Annotated in this window: 16 protein-coding genes and 8 pseudogenes; 12 read left to right on the top strand and 12 right to left on the bottom strand. The window is 69.4% G+C overall.

The window, feature by feature from the left end; genetic code table 11:
- Positions 1–37 precede the first annotated feature (37 nt).
- The 4 genes from ACFJI0_RS20515 to ACFJI0_RS20500 form a co-directional block, all read right to left on the bottom strand.
- Positions 38–1,444: a CHASE3 domain-containing protein gene (locus ACFJI0_RS20515; protein WP_382322127.1), complete on the bottom strand. Its 1,407-nt coding sequence runs from the start codon at positions 1,442–1,444 to the stop codon at positions 38–40.
- A gap of 18 nt (positions 1,445–1,462) precedes the next feature.
- Positions 1,463–1,864 (bottom strand): response regulator transcription factor, encoded by a 402-nt coding sequence (locus tag ACFJI0_RS20510; RefSeq protein WP_382322126.1) that lies wholly within the window; start codon positions 1,862–1,864, stop codon positions 1,463–1,465.
- Between the two features lie 169 nt (positions 1,865–2,033).
- Entirely contained in the window at positions 2,034–2,345 is a 312-nt protein-coding gene (locus tag ACFJI0_RS20505; protein ID WP_382153665.1) for a BON domain-containing protein, read from the bottom strand.
- A 118-nt stretch (positions 2,346–2,463) separates the two neighbouring features.
- Positions 2,464–2,583 carry a BON domain-containing protein gene (locus ACFJI0_RS20500; RefSeq protein WP_382322125.1) on the bottom strand — a complete coding sequence of 40 codons (120 nt, stop codon included), beginning with the start codon at positions 2,581–2,583 and terminating at the stop codon, positions 2,464–2,466.
- On the opposite strand from ACFJI0_RS20500, the gene ACFJI0_RS20495 reads away from it, so the two are divergent.
- A complete protein-coding gene (locus tag ACFJI0_RS20495) occupies positions 2,573–2,947 on the top strand; it encodes a hypothetical protein (RefSeq protein ID WP_382322124.1) in 375 nt (124 codons plus the stop codon). The genes ACFJI0_RS20500 and ACFJI0_RS20495 overlap by 11 nt on opposite strands.
- An 18-nt stretch (positions 2,948–2,965) precedes the next feature.
- Here the strand turns inward: ACFJI0_RS20495 and ACFJI0_RS20490 are convergent.
- A pseudogene (locus ACFJI0_RS20490) lies at positions 2,966–3,206 on the bottom strand (CsbD family protein).
- 212 nt (positions 3,207–3,418) lie between these two features.
- Between ACFJI0_RS20490 and ACFJI0_RS20485 the strand changes: the two are divergent.
- Positions 3,419–4,051, top strand: a complete 633-nt coding sequence (locus ACFJI0_RS20485; protein WP_291111933.1) for a response regulator transcription factor — start codon at positions 3,419–3,421, stop codon at positions 4,049–4,051.
- 157 nt (positions 4,052–4,208) lie between these two features.
- Positions 4,209–4,373: a DUF1328 domain-containing protein gene (locus ACFJI0_RS20480; RefSeq protein ID WP_382153673.1), complete on the top strand. Its 165-nt coding sequence runs from the start codon at positions 4,209–4,211 to the stop codon at positions 4,371–4,373.
- A 73-nt stretch (positions 4,374–4,446) separates the two neighbouring features.
- On the opposite strand, the pseudogene ACFJI0_RS20475 reads toward ACFJI0_RS20480, so the two are convergent.
- From ACFJI0_RS20475 to ACFJI0_RS20460, 4 genes and pseudogenes are all read right to left on the bottom strand, one after another.
- Positions 4,447–5,795: pseudogene (locus tag ACFJI0_RS20475) on the bottom strand (PQQ-dependent sugar dehydrogenase).
- A gap of 78 nt (positions 5,796–5,873) precedes the next feature.
- On the bottom strand, positions 5,874–6,299 hold the full coding sequence (locus tag ACFJI0_RS20470) for a hypothetical protein (RefSeq protein ID WP_382322123.1): 426 nt from the start codon (positions 6,297–6,299) through the stop codon (positions 5,874–5,876).
- Positions 6,300–6,408: 109 nt separating this feature from the next.
- Positions 6,409–6,963 (bottom strand): annotated as a pseudogene (locus tag ACFJI0_RS20465) (MFS transporter); the annotation flags it as partial.
- 97 nt (positions 6,964–7,060) lie between these two features.
- The gene (locus tag ACFJI0_RS20460) at positions 7,061–7,792 is read right to left on the bottom strand and encodes a helix-turn-helix domain-containing protein (RefSeq protein ID WP_382322122.1); all 732 of its coding nucleotides are present in this window, start codon (positions 7,790–7,792) and stop codon (positions 7,061–7,063) included.
- A 141-nt stretch (positions 7,793–7,933) separates the two neighbouring features.
- Here ACFJI0_RS20460 and ACFJI0_RS20455 point away from each other — a divergent pair.
- The 5 genes and pseudogenes from ACFJI0_RS20455 (at position 7,934) to ACFJI0_RS20435 (ending at position 12,879) form a co-directional block, all read left to right on the top strand.
- A pseudogene (locus ACFJI0_RS20455) lies at positions 7,934–9,890 on the top strand (MFS transporter).
- Between the two features lie 126 nt (positions 9,891–10,016).
- A complete protein-coding gene (locus ACFJI0_RS20450; protein WP_382322121.1) occupies positions 10,017–10,508 on the top strand; it encodes a YiaA/YiaB family inner membrane protein in 492 nt (163 codons plus the stop codon).
- Positions 10,509–10,613: 105 nt separating this feature from the next.
- Positions 10,614–11,006, top strand: a pseudogene (locus tag ACFJI0_RS20445) (hypothetical protein); the annotation flags it as partial.
- Positions 11,003–11,803 (top strand): DUF2145 domain-containing protein, encoded by an 801-nt coding sequence (locus ACFJI0_RS20440; protein ID WP_382322120.1) that lies wholly within the window; start codon positions 11,003–11,005, stop codon positions 11,801–11,803. The pseudogene ACFJI0_RS20445 and the gene ACFJI0_RS20440, both read left to right, overlap by 4 nt.
- Positions 11,804–11,831: 28 nt before the next feature.
- Positions 11,832–12,879, top strand: a pseudogene (locus ACFJI0_RS20435) (serine endopeptidase).
- On the opposite strand, the gene tgt reads toward ACFJI0_RS20435, so the two are convergent.
- The 3 genes and pseudogenes from tgt to queA all read right to left on the bottom strand — a co-directional run bounded on the left by tgt (position 12,876) and on the right by queA (position 16,409).
- Complete coding sequence (tgt, locus tag ACFJI0_RS20430; protein ID WP_382322119.1) at positions 12,876–14,048, bottom strand: tRNA guanosine(34) transglycosylase Tgt; 1,173 nt, start codon at positions 14,046–14,048, stop codon at positions 12,876–12,878. The pseudogene ACFJI0_RS20435 and the gene tgt sit on opposite strands and share 4 nt — an antisense overlap.
- Positions 14,049–14,073: 25 nt before the next feature.
- Positions 14,074–15,291, bottom strand: coding sequence for a PQQ-dependent sugar dehydrogenase (locus ACFJI0_RS20425; protein ID WP_382322118.1), 1,218 nt, complete (start codon positions 15,289–15,291; stop codon positions 14,074–14,076).
- Between the two features lie 10 nt (positions 15,292–15,301).
- Positions 15,302–16,409: pseudogene (queA, locus tag ACFJI0_RS20420) on the bottom strand (tRNA preQ1(34) S-adenosylmethionine ribosyltransferase-isomerase QueA).
- A 70-nt stretch (positions 16,410–16,479) separates the two neighbouring features.
- Here queA and recG point away from each other — a divergent pair.
- From recG to ubiA, 4 genes and pseudogenes are all read left to right on the top strand, one after another.
- Positions 16,480–18,576 (top strand): ATP-dependent DNA helicase RecG, encoded by a 2,097-nt coding sequence (gene recG, locus ACFJI0_RS20415; protein WP_382322117.1) that lies wholly within the window; start codon positions 16,480–16,482, stop codon positions 18,574–18,576.
- 55 nt (positions 18,577–18,631) lie between these two features.
- Positions 18,632–19,592, top strand: a pseudogene (locus ACFJI0_RS20410) (LysR substrate-binding domain-containing protein).
- 19 nt (positions 19,593–19,611) lie between these two features.
- Complete coding sequence (locus ACFJI0_RS20405) at positions 19,612–20,133, top strand: Dps family protein (protein ID WP_382325753.1); 522 nt, start codon at positions 19,612–19,614, stop codon at positions 20,131–20,133.
- Positions 20,134–20,143: 10 nt separating this feature from the next.
- Entirely contained in the window at positions 20,144–21,016 is an 873-nt protein-coding gene (gene ubiA, locus ACFJI0_RS20400; protein WP_382322116.1) for a 4-hydroxybenzoate octaprenyltransferase, read from the top strand.
- The last annotated feature ends 231 nt before the right edge of the window (positions 21,017–21,247 follow it).

Genomic DNA, 21,247 nt, shown 5'->3' with positions numbered 1-21,247 from the left:
CGGTTGCGCGCCACACGTTCGATGGAGGACTTGATCATCATCCCGAGGTTGTAGCACGTGGGGCACCGGGCGGGGCCGGATCGCGCTGGCGCAAGGGCAGGCGCGCCATGACGCGGGTGCCCGAGCCCGGCACGGAGTGCACGCTGAACTGCCCGCCGAGCGACTCGATGCGGTGGCGCAGGTTCCTCAGTCCACTGGCCGAGGTGGTGCCCTGGCGGTCGGCAAAGCCCAGTCCGTTGTCCTGCACCTCCACCACCGCGTGGATGCCTTCCTGGGCCAGGCGCAGCGAAACGATCGTGGCGCTGGCGTGCCGCTCCACATTGGACAGCGCGCCCTGCACCACCGCGAACAGCGCCTGTTCGGACGGCACGTCCAGCGTCACGGGCATGAAGGCGAGGTCGATGGTCATGCCCGTCTGCTGCTCGAACTCGGTGGCGCGGTGCTCGATCGCGGCCTGCAGGCCCAGGTTGTGCAGGGCCGATGGCATCAGCTCTTCCATCATGCGCCGCTTCATCCCGATGCCTTCGTCCAGCGAGGAGCTCAGGTGCCGCAGCCGCTCGGTCACCTCCGGGTCGGTGGTGTGCAGCGAGTGGCGCAACCGCGTGAGGTCGAGCTTGGCGGTGGTGAGCAGGGCGCCCAGGTCGTCGTGCAGCGCGCGCGCCAGGCCGCTGCGCTCGCCGTCGCGCATCTCCTGCAGGCCGAGGTTGAGCTGCGCGAGTTCTTCCGTGCGCAGCCGCACCTGGCTCTCCAGCGAATCGCGCTCCATCTGCAGATGGCGGGCATGTTCGATCTGGCTGGTCTGCAGGGCGGCGTTCTTGCGCAGGAAGAACACGTAGGCCAGCAGACTCAACAGCGTCAGAACGTACACGCCGATGTGGCCCACCGCCAGCGTGCGGTAGATGGCCGCGCGCTCGATGCCCAGGCGGCGCTCTTCCGTGACCATCAGCACGTCGGCCACCCGGCGCACCCCTTCCATCTTCTCGCGGCCGATGTCGGTGAGCATCAGCCCGTGCCAGGCGGCGTGGGAGCCGGCGTTGTACAGGGCGATGGTCTCGGTGACCTCCGAGGTTTTTTCGCGCGCGCGCTCCTGCAGGCTGTCCACCAGGCGCAGCAGATCGGGGTCGCTGCGGTAGTGCTCGCGCAAGCGACTGATGGCATGCGCGATGTCGGTTTCGGCGGCCTGGTAGGGGTCGAGGTACTGGGGTCGGCCGGTGAGCAGGTAGCCGCGCTGGGCGGTTTCCATGTCCAGCAGGCGGCGCATCACGGTCTGGATGGCGTTGCGCGCGGTGTCGCGCGCGCCCAGGCTGGCCAGGGAGTCCAGGGCACGCTGGTAGGTCCACTCCGCCCCGGCCAACACCCCCAGCGCCAGCAACACCGCCAGCGCGATCGCCAGCGGGGTTCGCCAGGGTGCGCGGCGCCCAGGGATGGGAGGGGGGGAGGGCATTGGAGGGGCGGGCCGGACCTACTGAAGACCGCCGGGCGCGGTGGCCGAGCCGTCGGAAATGCGTTCGCAATAGGCGATCAAGTCGTCCAGTTCGCACGACTTGTCGAACACCCGGTCCGCCCCCAGCAGCGCGCAGCGCTTGCGGATATCGGGTGTGGCGTAGTTGGTGAGCACCACCCGGCGCGCCGGCACATTCGACTCCTGGGCGGCTTTCAGCACACCCAGGCCCGAGCCGGTGACCAGGAAGATGTCGATGATCATGAGGTCGAACCGATCACCCTGTTGCAGCCAGTGCACGGCCGTCTCTTCGTCGCTGGCGTGCCCGACCACTTCCACATTGGCCAGCTCTTCCAGCGTGGACACCAGGTTCTCATAGATGACCTTGTTGTCCTCGACGATGTAGGTTCTGAGCGGCGACATGGGGCAGGCGGGCGTGAGCGTTCCAAGGATATCCGGTGCGGGCGAATGGCATCCAGGATGCCTTCACGCACAAACGCGGCCATCTTGCCGCGCCTGTGCGTTCCCGCGCCTTCACGGCCGCTGATTTTCGTGTAGGCGGAATCCTACACGCGGCGGCCGTCGCTCGCGGTCAGCGGACCGCGATGTCGTTCTTGACGGATTTCACCCCGTTGACTTCACGCGCCAGGCGCTCGGCCGCGCTCTTTTCACCGGCGGACTTGGCAAAGCCCGAGAGCTGCACCGTGCCGTTGAGGGTCTCCACATGGATGGAGGTGGCGGCCACGACCGGATCCTTGGCGTAGGCGGCCTTCACCCGGGTGGTGATGGTGGCGTCGTCGACGTAGGCGCCGACGGTCTGTTGATCGCGGGCCACGGCACAGCCGGTGATCTGAACGACGGCGGTGGCGGCGGCAATGGCCAGCAGGGTGTGTGACAGTTTCATGGGATTCTCCTCGGGGTTGGGTTCTTGGAGCGACCGGCGAGCCCCTGTGGACGGGGCCCGCCGGTGGCGGTGGTGGTCATTTGAAATTCAGAGAGAGAGAGATGGGTCTGGGGGCTGGTCAGCCCTTGGCCTCGACGGTCAGGCGGTTTTCCACCTTCACCACGCCTTCGACGGCAGCGGCCAGGACGGTCGCGCGATCTCGGGCGGCGGGGTCGGGTGCGGTGCCCTTGAGTTCCACGTGGCCATTTGGTGGTGTCCACGTTGATCTTGAGCGCACTCAGTTGCGAGTCGCCGGCCAGGGCGGCATTCACCTTGGCGGTGATGGCCACGTCGGCGGCGCCCATGGCGATCTTGTCGGCGGCTTCGTTGCCGGCGGCCTTCACGTCCTGAGCGGCGTTGTTGGCATCGGCGCGCAGTTCAGCGCCCGCTGCCTGGGTTTGCTCCACCGTGCTGTCCATGCGCTGGCCCACGGTTTCGTCTTCCTTCTCGCCACAGGCCACGATCAGGCTGGTGCGCATGGCGGCGGCCGCGAGGGCCGCGAGTCGGGTGTTGCGTTTCATGATGTTGTCCTTTCAGATCGCCGGTCAGGCCGACGAAGGTGAATGAAGCAAATTCGCAGGTCAGTGCGGCTTGCGGTCGTTGGGGTTTTCGAACCAGTCGTCGCTGACGCGGCGTTCCCAGTCCGCCACCTGGCGTTCGGCTTCGTCCTTGCGCAGCGCCGTAGCGCTCCTGGATCTTGCCGGTGAGCTGTTCACGGCGGCCGGCCACGACGTCGAAATCGTCGTCGGTGAGCTTGCCCCACTGCTCGACCATCTTTCCCTTGACTTGTTTCCAGTTGCCTTCGATGCGATCCCAGTTCATGGCGACTCCTTGTGGTTGGGTTGCAGGTACCGGTCAGAAGACCGTGGAGTCACTGTAGGAAATCCGCCGGCTGCCGGATGTCGGGCGGCGGGCCGAGCGTGTGTAGGACATGGCCGATGCGCGGGGCGGGGTTGTAGGAGCCGTCTGACTGCCCCCGGGGAGCCGGCCTGTTAAATTGCTTGCGGCCCCCACAAAAGAGCATCAAGGACACCATGATCAAAGTCGGAATCGTTGACGACCACGCCATCGTGCGGTCGGGCCTGCGCCAGTTCCTGAGCGAACACGTGGACCTGAAAGTGACGGGCGAGGCCAACAACGGTCGTGAGGCCCTCGAACTCGTGCGCGGCGGCGAGGTGGACGTGCTGCTGATGGACATCTCCATGCCCGACCACAGCGGCGTGGACGCGCTGCAGGCCATCAAGGCGCGTTTTCCGGATCTGCCGGTGCTCATTCTCAGCGGCTTTCCCGAAGCGCAGTACGCGACCACGTTGCTGCGCTACGGCGCCAGCGGCTACCTGAACAAGGACTGCGCGCCCGACGACATCGTCACCGCCATCCGCACCGTGGCGCGCGGCCGGCGCTACATCAGCCCGGCCGTGGCCGAGCTGCTGGCCGACAACGCCGCGGGCGATGCCGAGCGCCCGCCGCACGAGCTGCTGTCCGAGCGCGAGCTGCAGGTGTTCCTGCGCCTGGCCAAGGGCGAGACCATCGGCAACATGGCCGAGTCCATGTTCCTGAGCATCAAGACCGTGAGCACCTACCGCACGCGGGTGCTCGAAAAGCTCAAGCTCACGAGCAACAGCGACCTCACCTACTACGCGCTGAAGAACGGCCTGATCCAGTAGGCGGCGTGCGCGCGAAGTGTCGGTGCCGTCCTACGAGACAACGGCGCTCGGGCTTGCAGCTTTCGAGCACCGGTGTCCCTACAGTGAAGGCATCACAACGGTGGTCGTTGTGAACCCACCAAAAGGCCGGACCACCGGCCTCACACAGGAGCCCACCATGCTGCACTACGCCGTGGTTTTCTTTGTCATCGCCCTGATTGCCGCTGTGCTGGGCTTCGGCGGCATCGCCGCCAGCGCGGCCGGCATCGCCAAGCTGCTTTTCGTGGTCTTCCTGGTCATGGCCCTGGTCTCGATCGTGGTCGGCCTGATCCGCAAGCGCTGACGAGCCATTCCGCTCGCTTCACCGCGACGAGGGCCCGACCGGTGTCTGCCGGTCGGGCCCTCGTTTTTTGGCGTCAGCGTTCGTTGCTCACCCGCCAGACCACATTGCCCGCGTCGTCGGCCACGAGCAAGCCGCCGCGCCGGTCGATCGCCACGCCCACCGGCCGGCCCTGGGCCTTGCCATCCGCATTCAGGAAGCCGGTCAGCACATCGACCGGCATGCCGGCGGGGCGGCCCGCCTGAAAGGGCACGAAGATCACCTTGTAGCCGCTGTGCGGCTGGCGGTTCCACGAGCCGTGCTGGCCGATGAACATGCCCTCGCCCACGAACGGCGCGGGCAAGGCGCTGCCACGGGACGAGGCCAGGCCGAGCGACGCGGTGTGCGGGCCCAGCGCATAGTCGGGTGCGATCGCCGTGCGCCACCAGCGCGGGTTGCGGCGGCTGCACGCGCGCGTCCACATGCTGGCCATGGTAGCTGTAGGGCCAGCCGTAGAAGCCGCCGTCGCGCACCGAGGTGAGGTAGTCGGGCACCAGGTCGCTGCCGAGCTCGTCGCGCTCGTTCACCACCGTCCACAGCGTGCGGCCCGAGGCGTCCCAGGCCATGCCCACGGGGTTGCGCAGGCCGGTGGCGAAGAGGCGGTGCGCGCCCGTGGCAGCATCCACCTGCCAGATCGCGGCGCGGCCTTCTTCGGCGGCCATGCCGCGCTCGCCCACGTTGCTGTTGGAGCCCACGCTCACGTAGAGCCGCTGCCCGTCGGGGCTGGCGATCAGGCCCTTGGTCCAGTGGTGGTTGATGCCGGCCGGCAGGGCCACCAGCGGGGTGCCGGGCGCGCCGATGGTGGTGTCGCCCGTGCGGTATGGAAAGCCGAGCACCGCGTCGGCGTTCGCCACGAACAGGCGCTCGCCCACCAGGGCCATGCCGAAGGGTGAGTGCAGTCCGCTGAGCAGCACCGAGCGGAACTCGGCCACGCCGTCGCCGTCGGCATCGCGCAGCAAGGTGATGCGGTTCGCGCTGGGCACGGCCGCGCCCGCGCGCTTCATGAACAGGCCGGTGACCCAGGCCTTGAAACCGCCCCCCGCTGCCTTCCGGCTTGGGGGGCGCGGCGGACTCGGCCACCAGCACGTCGCCGTTGGGCAGCACCAGCAGCCAGCGCGGGTGCGCCAGGTCGCGCGCGAAGGCCGTCACGCGCGTGCCCAGCGCGGGGGTGGGCGCCGCACCACTGGGCCAGCCGACGACGGGCGCCACGTTCACCGTGGGGATCAGGGTCTTGTTCGGTGCCGGCAGGACCGGGTTCGGGCCCGTGCCCTCGGCCACGCTGTGGCGGGCCGATTCGGCGCAGGCGCCGAGCGCCAGCAGCGCGGTCAGGCCCACGGCGGTGCGGGCGCGCCAGTTCGGCGGAGGAAGCAGGTGGGGCCGGGGCATGGGGTTCTTCGTGGCGGGTGGGTTTCCACGGTAGGACCTGTGCCCGGCCCGGTCTGTTCGCCAGCGCACGCGCCGTGCTCAGCGCGCGCGGGCGTCCTCCCGCCAGAGCGGGCGCAAGGCCCACAGCCCCAGCGCGGGCCCGACCGCCAGCCAGGGCAGCAGCGCGCCCAGCGGCACGTGTTCGGCCAGGGACACGAACAGCAGGATGCTCGCGATGGAGATCGCGAAGCCGATGCTGTTGGTGAGCGTGAGCACGCTGCCCACGGCCTGCGGTGGTGCATTGCGAGCGGTCAGCGTGGAGAACTGCGGCGAGTCGCCCGAAACGGTGATGCCCCAGAGCAGCAGCCAGCCGATGAACAGCGGGGTCGGCGCGCCCAGGGCCCAGGGCGCGGCGAGGCAGCAGGCGCCGCTGAGCGCGAGTTGCGTGCCCGCCACCCGCGCGCTGCCCCAGCGCGGCGCGAGCCAGCCCCCGCCCGCGCAGCCGATGGCGCCCGCGCCCAGCACGAGGAACGCGGTCCAGGAAAGCCCCGTGCCCTCGAAGCGCGTGCGCCAGCACCAGCGGCACCATCACCCACATGGTGTAGAGCTCCCACATGTGGCCGAAGTAACCGAGCACCGAGCTGCGCACGCGCGCATCCGTCCACAGCGTCGCCAGGGCGCGCCATTGCAGCGTGGTCACGCGCTGGGCTGCGCCGGGCGGGTCGCTGGTGCCGAAGAACAGCAGCAGGCCGCCCGCGGCGGCCAGCGCCGCCACGCCCAGCATGAGCGTGGGCCAGGGCAGGGCGCCGCTGAGCGCGCGCAGCGCGTGCGCGCTGGCCGAGCCCAGTACCAGCGCCCCGATGAGCAGGCCCAGCGCACCGCCCAGGCCGCGCGTGTACCACTGCGCCGCGATCTTCATGCCCACCGGGTAGATCCCGGCCAGGAAAAAACCGGTGGCGAAGCGCCAGGCCAGCAAGGCGGTGTGGTCGCGAACCATCCACCAGGCCCCCACGGTGCAGGCCGCACCGGCCAGCGAGCACACCAGGAACACGAGGCGCGGCGCGAACCGATCGGCGATGGCCAGCAGCGCGAACACCAGCGTGCCGGCGATGAAGCCGAACTGCAGCGCCGAGGTGAGTGTGCCCACCGCGCTGGTGGGCCAGCCCAGCTCGCGCTGCAGGTCGGGCATGACGGCGTTGACCGCGAACCAGAGCGAGGTGCCCAGGAACTGGGCCAGCACCAGCACGGGCAGGATGTGGCGGGGCACGGAGGTGTTCATGCCGGCCTCAGCGCCGCAGCTGTGTGAAAGCCTCGAACTCCCAGCTGCGCATCGCCAGCACCAGCGTGTAGCCCTCGCGGTCCTTCTCGCTGAGCTTCTGGTCGGTCTGGTGCTGTTGCGCGAAGTCCTGCGCGACGCGCTGCAGGCGCTCCAGGAAGGCCGGCGCCAGCGTGCGGCTGACCGAGCCGTGCACCAGCATCACGCCTTCGCCGCTGCCGTCGAAGCCGCCGGCGAAATAGTCCAGCAGCGCGTGCTCGCGGAAGTAGTTCATCACCGGGCCATGAGGGCGCCAGCGGAAGGTCTTGGCCAGCTTGAGGCGGTAGCGGTTGAGCGGGCGCAGCTCGATGATGCCGATGCGGTCGAGCTGCACCAGGTACTTCACGCACTCGGCCTCGCTCAGCCGGTACTGCGCGGTCATCTGCTCCAGCGTCCACTGGCTGAGCACGCAGATGGCGACGAGCAGCAGCTTCTTGTCGGCCACCACCGCGCGTTCCTGGTCCTGCGACATCTCGCGCAGCAGGGGCTGGGTGTCGGCCACGCGCCGCGACAGCTCCGCGAAATCCAGCTTCAGGGCGCGGCAGATCTCGTCCACGCGCGAGAGCGACATGTCGCCGCCGGCCAGCATGCGCTTGACGCTGGACTCCGCCATGCCGATGGCCTGCGCCAGGTCGGCGTAGGTCATCTGCGCGGCCTTCAGTTCCTTCTTGAGCGCGAGAACGAGGTCGGCGGTGGTGCTCATGGGGTGTCCGGTATCGAGATGCGGTACTTGGGGTTTGGTCTGGATCGACTGTATCGGAAGACGATGCCCGATGGGGTGGGGAGCATGACACTGCGCCGTGCGGCAGAATCCGCCGCACAAGCCCAACAGGAGGAGATGCACATGAGCCCATCCACCGCCACGTCCGCCGTGGCCCATCCGTCTCACGCCCCGGCCCACGAAGGCGGCCAGTTCGCGCTGCTGGGCCAGCGCCGCTTTGCGCCGTTTTTCTGGACGCAGTTCCTCGGCGCGGCGAACGACAACCTGTTCAAGTTCGCCTTCACCGTGCTGGTGACCTACCAGCTGCAGGTGGCCTGGCTGCCCCCCACCCTGGCCGGGCTGGTGATCGGCGCCCTGTTCATCCTGCCTTTCCTGCTGTTCTCGGCCACCAGCGGCCAGCTCGCCGACAAGTACGACAAGAAGACGCTGATCGTCTTCGTGAAGCGGCTGGAGGTGCTCATCATGGCCCTGGCCGCGTGGGCCTTCTTCAGCACGAACATCGTGCTGCTGCTGGCCTGCACCTTCCTCATGGGTCTGCATTCCACGCTGTTCGGCCCGGTGAAGTTCGCCTACCTGCCGCACCACCTGGGCGAGCGCGAGCTCACCGGCGGCAACGGCATGGTGGAGATGGGCACCTTCGTGGCGCATCCTGCTGGGCAACCTGGCCGGCGGCCTGATCATCGCCGTGCCCGAGATCGGCGCGCACCATGTGGGCTTCAGCTGCGTGGCGCTGGCCGTGCTCGGCCGGGTGACGGCGCATTACGTGCCCGCCACGCCCGCCACCGACCCGGGCCTGAAGATCAACTGGAACCCCTTCACCGAGACCTGGCGCAACCTGAAACTCGCGCACGGCAACACGGTGGTGTTCCGCTCGGTGCTGGGCATCAGCTGGATGTGGTTCTTCGGCGCGGTCTTCCTGAGCCAGTTCCCCAGCTTCGCCAAGGAGGTGCTGCACGGCAACGAGCAGGTGGCCTCGCTGCTGCTCATCGTGTTCTCGGTCGGCATCGGCACCGGCTCGCTGCTGTGCGAGGTGCTCTCGCGCCGGCACGTGGAAATCGGCCTCGTGCCGCTGGGCGCCATCGGCATGAGCGTGTTCGCCATCGACCTGTACTTCGCCTCGCGCGGCCTGCCGCCGGTGGCCAGCCAGGGCGTGGCCGAGTTCATGGCGGTGTCGGGCCACTGGCGCGTGCTGGCCGACCTGACCCTGCTCAGCCTGTTCGCCGGCTTGTACAGCGTGCCCATGTACGCGCTGATCCAGATGCGCAGCCAGCCCACGCACCGCGCGCGCATCATCGCGGCCAACAACATCCTCAACGCGCTCTTCATGATCGCCAGCGCGCTCATCGCGGGCGCCCTGCTCGGCGCGGGTTTCACGATCCCGCAGATGTTCCTGCTGGTGGGCCTGGCCAATGCGGTGGTGGCGTTCTACATCTTCATGCTGGTGCCCGAGTACCTGCTGCGTTTCGTGGCCTGGGTGGCCTCGCGCTGCGTGTACCGCTTCAAGGTCACGGGCGACGCGCACATCCCCACCGACGGCGCGGCCGTGATCGTCTGCAACCACGTGAGCTTTGTCGACGCGGTGCTGCTCATGGCCGCGAGCCCGCGCCCGATCCGCTTCCTGATGGACCACCGCATCTTCCGCGTGCCGGTGCTGGGCGCGCTGTTCCGGCTGGCCAAGGCGATTCCGATCGCGCCGCAGAAGGAAGACGCGGCGGCCTACGAGGCCGCGTTCGACGCCGCCGCCGCCGTGCTGCGCGAGGGCGAGCTGCTGGCCATCTTCCCCGAAGGCGGCATCACGGCCGACGGTCAGCTGCAGCCGTTCAAGGGTGGCGTGATGAAGATCCTCGAACGCGCCGAGGCCGATGGCCTGCAGGTGCCGGTGATCCCGATGGCGCTGACCAACCTCTGGGGTTCCTTCTTCAGTAGGGTCGAGGTGCGCCACGGCGAGAAGACCGCCATGGTCCGTCCGTTCCGGCGCGGCCTGTTCAACCGCGTCGGGCTGAACGTGGGCGAACCGATGCCGTCTTCGGCCGTGACGCCCGAGGCCTTGCAGGCGCGCGTCGCCCAGCTGCTGCACTGATGGCTGATCGGGTATCGCAAATCGATACCCGATCAGCCATTTTTCGATACAGGTCGAGTTTCCCGGGTCTTTCGAGGCGCGCCAGCGGCACCATCGCGGCTCCTCAACAACCCCAAGGGTTTTCACATGGCCTCGAACCGTTCTTCCCTCATCGTGATGCGCGACACCCGTGCCTGGCAACTGCAGGTGTGGGTCTCGTTCGGTGTCGCCGTCTTCCTGTGCGCCACCGGCCTGGCCTGGCTGCCGGGGCAGTCGCTGGACCGCGCGTTCATGGTGATGGGCTACGTGTTCTGTCTCTCGACCGTGTTCGTGTTGTCCAAGGCGGTGCGCGATGGCCAGAAGGCCGCGCTCAGTGGCGAGGCCGAAACGCCGATGTGGCGCATCGTGGTCTGGGGCGGTTTTGCCGTCGCCATGGGCCTGACCGGCTGGGGCCTGATGCGCATGGAGATCAACGACACCTACCGCGCCTACCTGGGCGTGAGCTGGCTCTACCTCGTCACCTCGGCGTTCACGCTGGCCAAGACCCTGCGCGACCGCCACGAGGCCGACCTGAGCGAGGCCCAGATTCGCGGCCGTCAGCAGGCGATGCAGGAACGCGCCGCCGGCACCGCCGAATGAACCGACCCACCCCTTCTTTTCTTTTTCAGCCGGAGTCTTCCATGAACACGTTCAAACTGAAATCGATGTCGCTGCTCGCCAGCGTCTGCCTGGCCTTGTCCCTGCGCCAGCGCCCCGGCCCGGGCGCAGAGCGAGGCCTCGGCCGCGTTGTCCCTGTTGCCCGTGGCGTCCGTCGTCGTCACCGCCTCGGCGGGCGCGGCGGCCGTCAGCGTGCTGCCGGTGGCCTTCTCCACCGCCGGTGCGGTGCTGGTGGTGAAAACGGTGGAGAGCACCGCGCGCGGCACGGTCTATGTGCTGGAACGCGCTTCCGACGGCGCCCGCGCCAGCGTGGAGGTCGCCGGGCGCGCGGCCTCGGGTGTGGTGGTCGGCGTGGGCACCGTCGTGGCGGTCAGCGTGATCGGCACCGGCGTGCTGCTCTCGGCGGCGGGCGAGGTGCTGGCCTTCATCCCCAACGAGCTGGGCCGCGCCCTGCTGCACAACGAACGGGTGACGCAATGAAGGCCGCGCTGCGTTTCGCTTGCGGATGCGCTGCCGCGTTGATGTTCACGGCGGTGGCCCACGCCGGCCGATCCTGCGAACAGAAGCCGCTCACCGCGCACACCATCGAGCAGGGCATGGCGCTGGCGCAGAGGACCGCGCAGGCGCTGGACGCCGAGCACGCCCGCAGCGGCGCGCGCGTGGTGGTGCTGGGCCGCGCCGGGCAGGACCTGAGCAAGTACCAGCTGCGCTACTCGCACCTGGGCTGGGCCTACAAGACGGCGCAAGGGCCCTGGCGCGTGCTGCACAAGCTCAACCAGTGCGGCACCGCCACCGGCGACCTGTACCGCCAGGGCCTGGGCGAGTTTTTCCTGGACGACCTGTGGCGCCAGGAAGCCGCGTGGGTGGTGCCGGCCCCGGCCCTGCAGGCGCCGCTGTTCGAGCTGTTGAACGACCCCCGGCGCTCGGTGGCCCTGCACGCGCGGCCCTACAACCTGGTGAGCTACGCCTGGGGCCAGCGTTACCAGCAGTCCAACCAGTGGGCGATCGAAACCCTCGCGATGGCGGCCGAAAGCGGTGTCGGCACGCGCGAACAGGCCCAGGCCTGGCTGCGTTTCAAGGGCTACCAGCCGACCACGCTCAAGCTGGGCGCGTTCACGCGGCTCGGCGCGCGCGCCGGCACGGCCAACGTGGCCTTCGACGACCACCCGAACGAGAAGCGGTTTGCCGACCGCATCGAGACCGTGACGGTGGATTCGGTGTTCGAATGGCTCTCTCGCAGCGGCATGGCGTCCGCGCCGCAGGCGCTGGCGTTGTAAAACGGTGCAACTTTCTGGAGGACTGAACATGGGCAAGGCATTGCGTTGGTCGGAGAAGTGGTTCCACCGAGGCCTCTGGCTGGTGGCCTTCGTGTTCGCGTGGTTCCTGGTGGGGCTGGGCAGCACCATCGTGGGCGACCTGCCGCAGGTCGAGCAGCAGCGCACGCTCGACGACTTTCTGGACCCGCAGCGTGCGCCGCAGGTTCGGCAGGTCATCGAGACCGCGCAACGCAGGGCGCGCGAGGCCCAGGACGCGCTCGATCAGGCGCAGCTTCAGCACCAGGCCGCGCAGGCCAACCACCGCGCGGCACGCGACACCTTCGGCAACTGGTTGAATACCCGCCAGGCCACGCAGCGGCCCGAGCAGGACCCGGAACTGATCGAGCGCACGCGGCAGCTCGACGGTTACCGCCAGGCCGAGCGCGAGGCGCTTGCGGCGGTGGAGTCACAACGTCAGGCAGCGCTTGACGCGCGGCAGGTGCAGCAGCGCGCCCAGGATGAACTGCAGCAGATGCAGGAAGACGCGCGCCAGTCCTACGAATCGGCCCAGCGCGCGCAGGAGCTGCGCGTGTTCCTCTACCGGCTGGCGCTCACGCTGCCCCTGCTGGTGGTGGCGGGCTGGCTGTTCGCGAAGCAGCGCAAGAGCACCTACTGGCCCTTCGTCTGGGGCTTCATCTTCTTCGCGCTGTTCGCGTTTTTCGTCGAGCTCGTGCCTTACCTGCCGAGCTACGGCGGTTATGTGCGCTACATCGTGGGCATCGTGCTCACGGTGATTGGGGGGGCGCTACGCGATCCAGGCGCTGCAGCGTTACCTCGAGCGCCAGCAGCAGACCGAGGCGCTGCCCGATCGGCAGCGCCGCCAGGAGCTGGACTACGACCTCGCGCAGACCCGCCTGGCCAAGGGCGTGTGCCCGGGCTGCGAGCGCGCGGTGGACCTGAAGGACCCGAAGAACGACTTCTGCCCGCACTGTGGCATGGGCCTGCACAACCACTGCACGGCCTGCCAGGCGCGCAAGAGCGCGTTCGCGCGGTACTGCTACTCGTGTGGTGAACCGGCGGCGAAGGTCGAGAGCTAGACCCCGCGCGCGCGATCGGTCTTGAACTTCGCCTGGAAGGCGCTGAAGGTGCCGGCGTCCAGCGCCTCGCGCACCTCGCGCATGAGGTTCAGGTAGTAGTGCAGGTTGTGGATGGTGGTCAGCATGGGGCCGAGCATTTCGCCGCAGCGGTCCAGGTGGTGCAGGTAGGCGCGGCTGAAGCCGTCGCGCCCGCCGTCGGCCCAGCTCACGCCGCTTTTCCCGGCGCAGGCGTGGCAGGTGCAGGTGGCGTCCAGCGGCTGGTGGTCGGTCTTGTGGCGCGCGTTGCGGATCTTCAGGTCGCCAAAGCGCGTGAACAGCGTGCCGTTGCGCGCGTTGCGCGTGGGCATGACGCAGTCGAACATGTCCACGCCGTCGGCCACGCCCTGCACCAGGTCTTCGGGCGTGCCCACGCCCATGAGGTAACGCGGCTTGTGCGCTGGCAGTCGGTGCGGCGTGTGCGCCATGATCTGCAGCATCTGTTCCTTGGGCTCGCCCACGCTCACGCCGCCGATGGCGTAACCAGGGAAGTCCATCTCGACCAGTGCGTCCAGCGACTCCTGGCGCAGGTGCTCGAACATGCCGCCCTGCACGATGCCGAACAGCGCGTTGGGGTTCTCCAGCCGCGCGAATTCGTCCTGCGAGCGCTTGGCCCAGCGCAGGCTCATCTCCATGCTCTTGCGCGCCTCGGCCTCGGTGGTGAGGTGGCCGTTGGTCTCGTAGGGCGTGCACTCGTCGAGCTGCATCACGATGTCGCTGTTCAGCCCGGTCTGGATCTGCATGCTGACCTCGGGCGACATGAACAGCTTGTCGCCGTTGACCGGCGAGGCGAAGGTCACGCCTTCTTCGGTGATCTTGCGCATCGCGCCGAGCGACCAGACCTGGAAGCCGCCCGAGTCGGTGAGGATGGGTTTGTGCCATTGCTCGAAGGCGTGCAGGCCGCCGAAGCTTTGCATCACCTCGCGGCCCGGGCGCATCCAGAGGTGGAAGGTGTTGCCCAGGATGATCTGCGCGCCCATGTCGTGCAGGCTTTGTGGCATCACGCCCTTGACGGTGCCGTAGGTGCCCACGGGCATGAAGATGGGGGTCTGCACCACGCCGTGGTTGAGCGTGAGGCGGCCGCGGCGCGCGTGGCTGTTCGGGTCGGTGGTGAGCAGGTCGAACTGGAGCATGGTGGGTCTCTTGGGGGACGGGTGTTCAGGGTGGGCTGGGCGCGATCACGATCACGCTGCGGTTGCGGTCTTCGACGATCCACAGGCGGCCCTCGGCGTCGAGGGTGATGCCGGCGGGGGTGCCCAGCGGGCGCACGCCCACCTGGGCGTGCCAGCCGCTCACCAGGTCTTCGCGCGCACCGCCGGGGCGGCCGTGTTCGTCGAGCCGCCAGGCCACGACGCGGTGGCCGCCCGTGCGGTAGCCATGCCAGACGGCGAGCAGGCGACCGGCGAACGGACCGGTGGTGAGGGTCTGGGGCGCGCTGAGCAGTTGCAGCGGGGCCACGTGCGCCGGCCAGGCCGCGTGGGCCGCCGTGTGCGTGGCGCAGCGTGCCCGGCCTTCGTAGCCGCGCGCCGGCACGGCCTTGCCGCGCGCATCGCTCACGCAGTAGGGCCAGCCGTAGGACGCGCCTTCTTTCAGTTCGTTGAGTTCCTCGGCGGGCAGTGCCGCGTCGGTGTAGTCCACCGAGTTCTCGGCCTGCCACAGGCGCACCGTGCCGTCGCGCGCGCTCGTGCTGGCCAGGCCGAGCGAGTTGCGCAGGCCGGTGGCCAGGGGCTGGAAGCTCTGCAGCGCGAAGTCCGCGCCGCCGAAGCGGGCCACGTAGACCGCGGCGCGCGGCTGCGGGCCGGTGAGTTCGGGGCAGGGTTGAGGCTGCTGCTGGTCGTCGCCCCGGCAGGCGTCGGTGACCGAGCCCAGGTTGACCAGCAGGCGGCCATCGGGCGTGAAGGCCAGTTCCTTGAGCGGGTGCGCGCCGCCGGTGGGCAGGCCGGTGATCACGTCCTGCCGCTGCAGCGCCTCGCCCACCGGCGTGCGCCACACGGTGCCGGCTTCGCCGATGTAGACGCGGCCGTCCGGCCCCAGGGCCAGGCCGTGCGGGCGGTCCAGGCCGCTGGCGAGCACGCGCACGCGCCCGGCCTCGCCGCGCGCGAGGTCGGTGCGCAGCTCCAGCAGGCGGCCTCGGCGCGGCTCCCAGTTGCCCATGTCGATGATCCAGAACCGGTGCGGCGCCACGGCCAGCAGGCGGCGCGGCATGCGCAGGCCATCGCGCGCATCGGCCACCAGGCCCGCGCACCAGCCATCGGGCACCTTCAACGCGATGCCCGGGTGGCCGTCGCAGCGGCCCTTGGCCGCGTACAGGGGCTGGGCGGCCGGCGCGGCGGGGGGCAGCAGCAGGGCGAGCAGGGCCAGGAGGAGGGGGCGCATGGTGGGTGCCTCAGGCGCGGCGCAGCAGCATGGCGTCGCCATAGCTGAAGAAGCGGTAGCGCCCGGCGATGGCGTGGTCGTACAGCGCGCGGATGCGGTCGTAGCCGGCGAAGGCGCTCACCAGCATCATCAGCGTGGACTGCGGCAGGTGGAAGTTGGTCACCATCAGGTCCACCACGCGGAAGCCGAAGCCCGGGGTGATGAAGATGTTGGTGTCGCCCTGGGTCTCGCCCGAGCGCGCCCAGCTCTCCAGCGTGCGCACGGTGGTGGTGCCGACCGCCACCACGCGGCCGCCGCGCGCGCGGCAGTCGGCGATGGCTTGCAGCGTCTCTGGGGGAATGGCGTAGCGCTCGTGGTGCATCACGTGGTCTTCGATGCGCCCGGCCTTCATGGGCGCGAAGGTGCCCGCGCCCACGTGCAGGGTGACGCTGGCGCGGCGCACACCGCGCGCGTCGAGCGCGGCCAGCACGGCCTCGTCGAAGTGCAGGGCGGCGGTGGGCGCGGCCACCGCGCCCGGCACGCGCGCGAACACCGTCTGGTAGCGGCGCTCGTCGTCGGCCTCGTCGGCGTGGGTGATGTAAGGCGGCAGGGGCACGTGGCCGTGGCGCGCCATCAGGTCGTAGGGCGTGTCACCGGCCAGGCCGTGCAGGCGGAAACGGAACAGCTGGCCCTGCTCGTCGGGCCAGCGACCGAGAAAGACCGCGTCGAACCCGCCGCCCTTCAGGCCGCCGGCCATGTGCAGGCGGCCGCCGGGCTGGGGCTTCTTGCTCACGCGCAGGTGGGCCACCACCTCGTGCGCCGTGCCGTCGCTGGCCTCGTGGGGCAGCAGCACGCGCTCGATCAGCATTTCCAGCTGGCCGCCGCTGGCCTTCTGGCCGAAAGAGGCGCGCCTTGACGACCTGGGTGTCGTTGAACACCAGCAGGTCGCCGTCGTTCAACAGGGCGGGCAGCTCGCGGAACACGCGGTCCACCGGCGCGGAGCCGGTGCCGTCGAGCAGGCGCGAGGCGCTGCGCTCGGGGGCGGGGTGCTGGGCGATCAGCTCGGGGGGGAGGTGGAAGTCGAAGTCGGCGACGGTGAAGGGGCGCGCGACGGTGTCGGGGAAAGAAGAAGCGGTCATGCTGCTTGAGGGCCGAACAAGGCCCGTGCCAAGTGAAAAGGAGGGGTTGGGAACCGGGCAGAATTGTCCCATGCCCGACGCCACCCCTGCCCGCAAGCCCCTGTCTGCCCCTCAGAAGGCCTTGCACAAGCTCGGGTTGGTGCGCGACATCGACCTGGCCCTGCACCTGCCCCTGCGCTACGAGGACGAGACCCGCATCGTGAGCCTGCGCGGCGCGCGCGACGGCCAGCTGGCGCAGATCGAGGGCACGGTGACGAACAGCGAGATCAGTTTTCGCCCGCGCCGCCAGCTGCTGGTGACGCTGGACGACGGCACCGACACCTGCACGCTGCGCTTCTTCACCTTCTACCCGGCGCACCAGAAGACGCTGGCGGTGGGTGAGCGGGTGCGCGTGCGCGGCGAACTGCGCGGCGGCTTCCTGGGCTGGACCATGGTGCACCCGGCGTTCCACGCGGCCGGTGGCGAGCTGCCCGACGCGCTCACCCCCGTCTACCCCACCAGCGCGCAGCTGCCGCAGGCCTACCTGCGCAAGGCCGTGGCCAGCGGCCTCAAGCGCGCCGACCTGAGCGAGACCTTGCCGCCCGCGCTGCTGGGCGGTCTGCAGGCCGTGGTGCGCGGCACCTGGACGCTGCGCGACGCGCTGCAGTACCTGCACCACCCGGGGCCGGACGTGTCGCTCGACGCGCTGGAAGACCGCAGCCACCCGGCCTGGCAGCGCCTCAAGGCCGAGGAATTGCTGGCGCAGCAGCTCTCGCAGTTCACGGCCAAGCAGGAGCGCGCCGCCTTGCGCGCGCCGGCCCTGCGTGCCGCGCCGGGCGGGCTGCACGAGCAGCTGCTGGGCGCGCTGCCGTTCGCGCTCACCGCCGCGCAGCGCCTCGTGGGCGAGGAGATCGCGCGCGACCTGCTGCGCCAGGTGCCCATGCACCGCCTGCTGCAGGGCGACGTGGGTTCGGGCAAGACGGTGGTGGCCGCGCTGGCCGCCGCCATCGCCATCGACGCGGGCTGGCAGTGCGCGCTGATGGCGCCGACCGAGATCCTGGCCGAGCAGCACTTCGCCAAGCTCATCGGCTGGCTGGAGCCCTTGCTCGCGCCGCAGGGCAAGCGCGTGGCCTGGCTCACCGGCAGCCAGAAGAAAAAGCAGCGCGGCGAGATGCTGGCCCTGATCGCCAGCGGCGAGGCCGCGCTGGTGGTGGGCACGCACGCCGTCATCCAGGACCAGGTGGTGTTCAAGCACCTCGCGCTGGCCATCATCGACGAGCAGCACCGCTTCGGCGTGGCGCAGCGACTGGCGCTGCGCAGCAAGGTGGGCGTGGCGGAAGACGGCACCGAGCAGGAGCCGCACCTGCTGATGATGACGGCCACACCGATTCCGCGCACGCTCGCGATGAGCTATTACGCCGACCTCGACGTGTCGACCATCGACGAACTGCCGCCCGGGCGCACGCCCATCGTCACCAAGGTGGTGGCCGACAGTCGCCGCGCCGAGGTGATCGAGCGCATCCGCGGCCAGCTCGGGCAGGGCCGGCAGGTCTACTGGGTCTGTCCGCTGATCGAGGAGAGCGAGGCGATCGACCTCTCGAACGCCACAGCCACGCACGCCGAGCTGTCGCAGGCCCTGCCCGGCGTGCTGGTCGGCCTGTTGCATTCGCGCATGCCGGTGGCCGAGAAGAAGGCCGTGATGTCGCTGTTCACCGGTGGGCAGATGGGCGTGCTGGTTTCCACCACCGTGATCGAAGTCGGGGTGGACGTGCCCAACGCCTCGCTGATGGTGATCGAACACGCCGAGCGCTTCGGCCTGTCGCAACTGCACCAGCTGCGTGGGCGCGTGGGGCGCGGCGCGGCGGCCTCGGCCTGTGTGCTGATGTACACGCCGCCCGATGGCGGGCGCCTGGGCGAGACCGCGCGCGAGCGCCTGAAGGCCATGGCCGACACCAGCGACGGCTTCGAGATCGCGCGCCGCGACCTGGAGATCCGGGGCCCGGGCGAGTTCCTCGGCGCGCGCCAGTCGGGTGCGCCGCTGTTGCGCTTTGCCGATCTGGCGACCGACACCCACCTGCTCGACTGGGCGCGCGAGGCCGCGCCGGTGATGCTCACCCAGTACCCGGCGGCGGCGGAAAAACACATCGCGCGCTGGCTCGGCGGCAAGGCCGAGTACCTGAAAGCCTGAGTGAATGGCTGAGGCGCCCTGCACGCCGCGGGCCACGGGCGCAAAATAGCACCCCATGACGCTCACCGAACTCAAGTACATCGTGGCCGTGGCGAGGGAGAAGCACTTTGGCAAGGCCGCCGAGGCCTGCTATGTGTCGCAGCCCACGCTGTCGGTGGCGCATCAAGAAGCTGGAAGAGGAACTCGAGCTCAAGATCTTCGAGCGCAACGCCACCGAGATCGCGGTGACGCCGCTGGGCGAGGAGATCGTGCGCCAGGCGCAGACCGTGCTGGAGCAGGCCGCCGCCATCAAGGAGATCGCCAAGCGCGGCAAGGACCCGCTGGCCGGGCCGCTGCGGCTGGGCGTGATCTACACCATCGGCCCCTACCTGCTGCCCGACCTGGTGCGCCACGTCATCGACCGCACGCCGCAGATGCCGCTGATGCTGCAGGAGAACTTCACCGTCAAGCTGCTGGAACAGCTGCGCCTGGGCGAGATCGACTGCGCCATCCTGGCCGAGCCCTTTCCCGACACCAACCTCGCCATCGCGCCGCTGTACGACGAGCCCTTCCTGGCCGCCGTGCCGCACACCCATCCGCTGGCGAAGCAGGAGCACATCACCAACGAAGAGCTCAAGCGCGAGACCATGCTGCTGCTGGGCACGGGCCACTGCTTCCGCGACCACGTGCTGGAGGTCTGCCCCGAGTTCGCGCGCTTCTCGAACGACGCCGAAGGCATCCGCAAGAGCTTCGAAGGTTCCTCGCTGGAGACGATCAAACACATGGTCGCCGCCGGCATGGGCGTGACGCTGGTGCCGCGCCTGTCGGTGCCGTCCTCGGCGCTGGACGGCGCGAGCGCGCCGGGCCAGGACTTCGGCGATTCGTCCTACGTGCGTTACCTGCCGTTCCAGGGCGAGGCGCCCACGCGGCGCGTGGTGCTGGCCTGGCGGCGCAGCTTCACGCGCTACGAGGCCATCGCCGAACTGCGCAACGCCATCTACGCCTGCGAGCTGCCGGGCGTCAAACGCCTGTCCTAGTTTTTCCTTTCCATTCACCATCCCAAGGAGCACACCATCGCCAAACCCCCGAGGCACCGTCACCGCCCCCGCGATCAACATCGGCATCGGCGAGAAGGACCGCGCCGCCATCGCCAAGGGCCTGTCGCAGCTGCTGGCCGACACCTACACGCTGTACCTGACCACGCACAACTTCCACTGGAACGTGACCGGTCCGATGTTCACGTCGTTGCACACCATGTTCATGACGCAGTACACCGAGCTGTGGAACGCGGTCGATCCGGTGGCCGAGCGCATCCGCTCGCTGGGTCACGCGGCGCCGGGCAGCTACGCGCAGTTCGGCAAGCTCAGTTCGGTGCCCGATGTGCCGGCCACGCCGCCCAAGGCGCTGGAGATGGTGCGCATCCTGGTGCAGGGCCACGAGGCGGTGGCGCGCACCGCGCGCCAGCTGTTCCCCGTGGTGGAAAAGGCGGGCGACGAGCCCACCGCCGACCTGCTGACGCAGCGCCTGACGGTGCACGAGCAGACCGCCTGGATGCTGCGTTCGCTGCTCGAGGAGTGATTCGCCTGCCATGGTTGCCGCCACCTCGCCCGCGCCGTCGCGCCTGTCGCTGTACCTCGACCTGATCCGCTGGAACCGGCCCGCGGGCTGGCTGCTGCTGCTCTGGCCTTCGCTGGCCGCGCTGTGGGTGGCCGCGGGCGGTTTCCCGGGCTGGCACCTGCTGGCGGTGTTCGTGCTGGGCACCATCCTCATGCGCAGTGCGGGCTGCTGTGTGAACGACGTGGCCGACCGCGACTTCGACAAGCACGTCAAGCGCACCGCGCAGCGCCCGGTCACCTCGGGCAAGGTCTCGACGCGTGAGGCGCTTGCGGTGGGCGCGGTGCTGGCGCTGGCGGCCTTCGGGCTGGTGCTCACGACCAACACGCTCACGGTGCTGATGTCGTTCGCCGCGCTGGCGATCACGTTGATCTACCCCTATGCCAAGCGCTATGTGTCCATGCCGCAGGCGGTGCTGGGTGTGGCTTTCAGCTTCGGCGTGCCGATGGCGTTCGCGGCGGTGCAGTCGCAGGTGCCGCTGCTGGCCTGGGTGCTGATGGTGGGCAACCTGTTCTGGGTGCTGGCCTACGACACCGAGTACGCGATGGTGGACCGCGACGACGACCTGCGCATCGGCATGAAGACCTCGGCGATCACGCTGGGCCGGGCGGACGTGCCCGCTGTCACGGGTTTCTACCTGATGTTCCTGGCGATCTGGACGGCCGCGCTCTGGGCGGTGGTGAATCCCTGGGTCTGGGGCGCCATGCTGGTGGTGGCGCTGGCCCAGGTGGTCTGGCACTTCACCTTGATCAAGGAGCGCACGCGCGAGGGCTGCTTCAAGGCCTTCCGGCTCAACCACTGGCTGGGCTTCACGGTGTTCGTGGGGGTGGTGCTCGGGTTGCTTTGAGTTTCGATCGTTGGACCTCGCGTGCCGGTGGGCGTGATGTGCTCTGCTCCGCGGCTGTCCCCCGGCGGCTGGTGCCGCCTCCTCCTTTACGCCGCTGCGCAGAACACATCACACCCACCGGCGCAGGAGCGGCTTTCTCGTTTGTGACACCCGCTCGCGGATGCGGCGTGCTCTGCGCAGCGGCGTAAAGGGGGAGGCCGGCGCAGCCGGCCGGAGGACAGCCGCGGAGCA

It is taken from the genome of Hydrogenophaga sp. UC242_53 (assembly GCF_042696965.1).
In the GTDB taxonomy this organism is placed as follows: domain Bacteria; phylum Pseudomonadota; class Gammaproteobacteria; order Burkholderiales; family Burkholderiaceae_C; genus Hydrogenophaga.
This window is presented reverse-complemented; position numbering and strand designations above follow the sequence as displayed.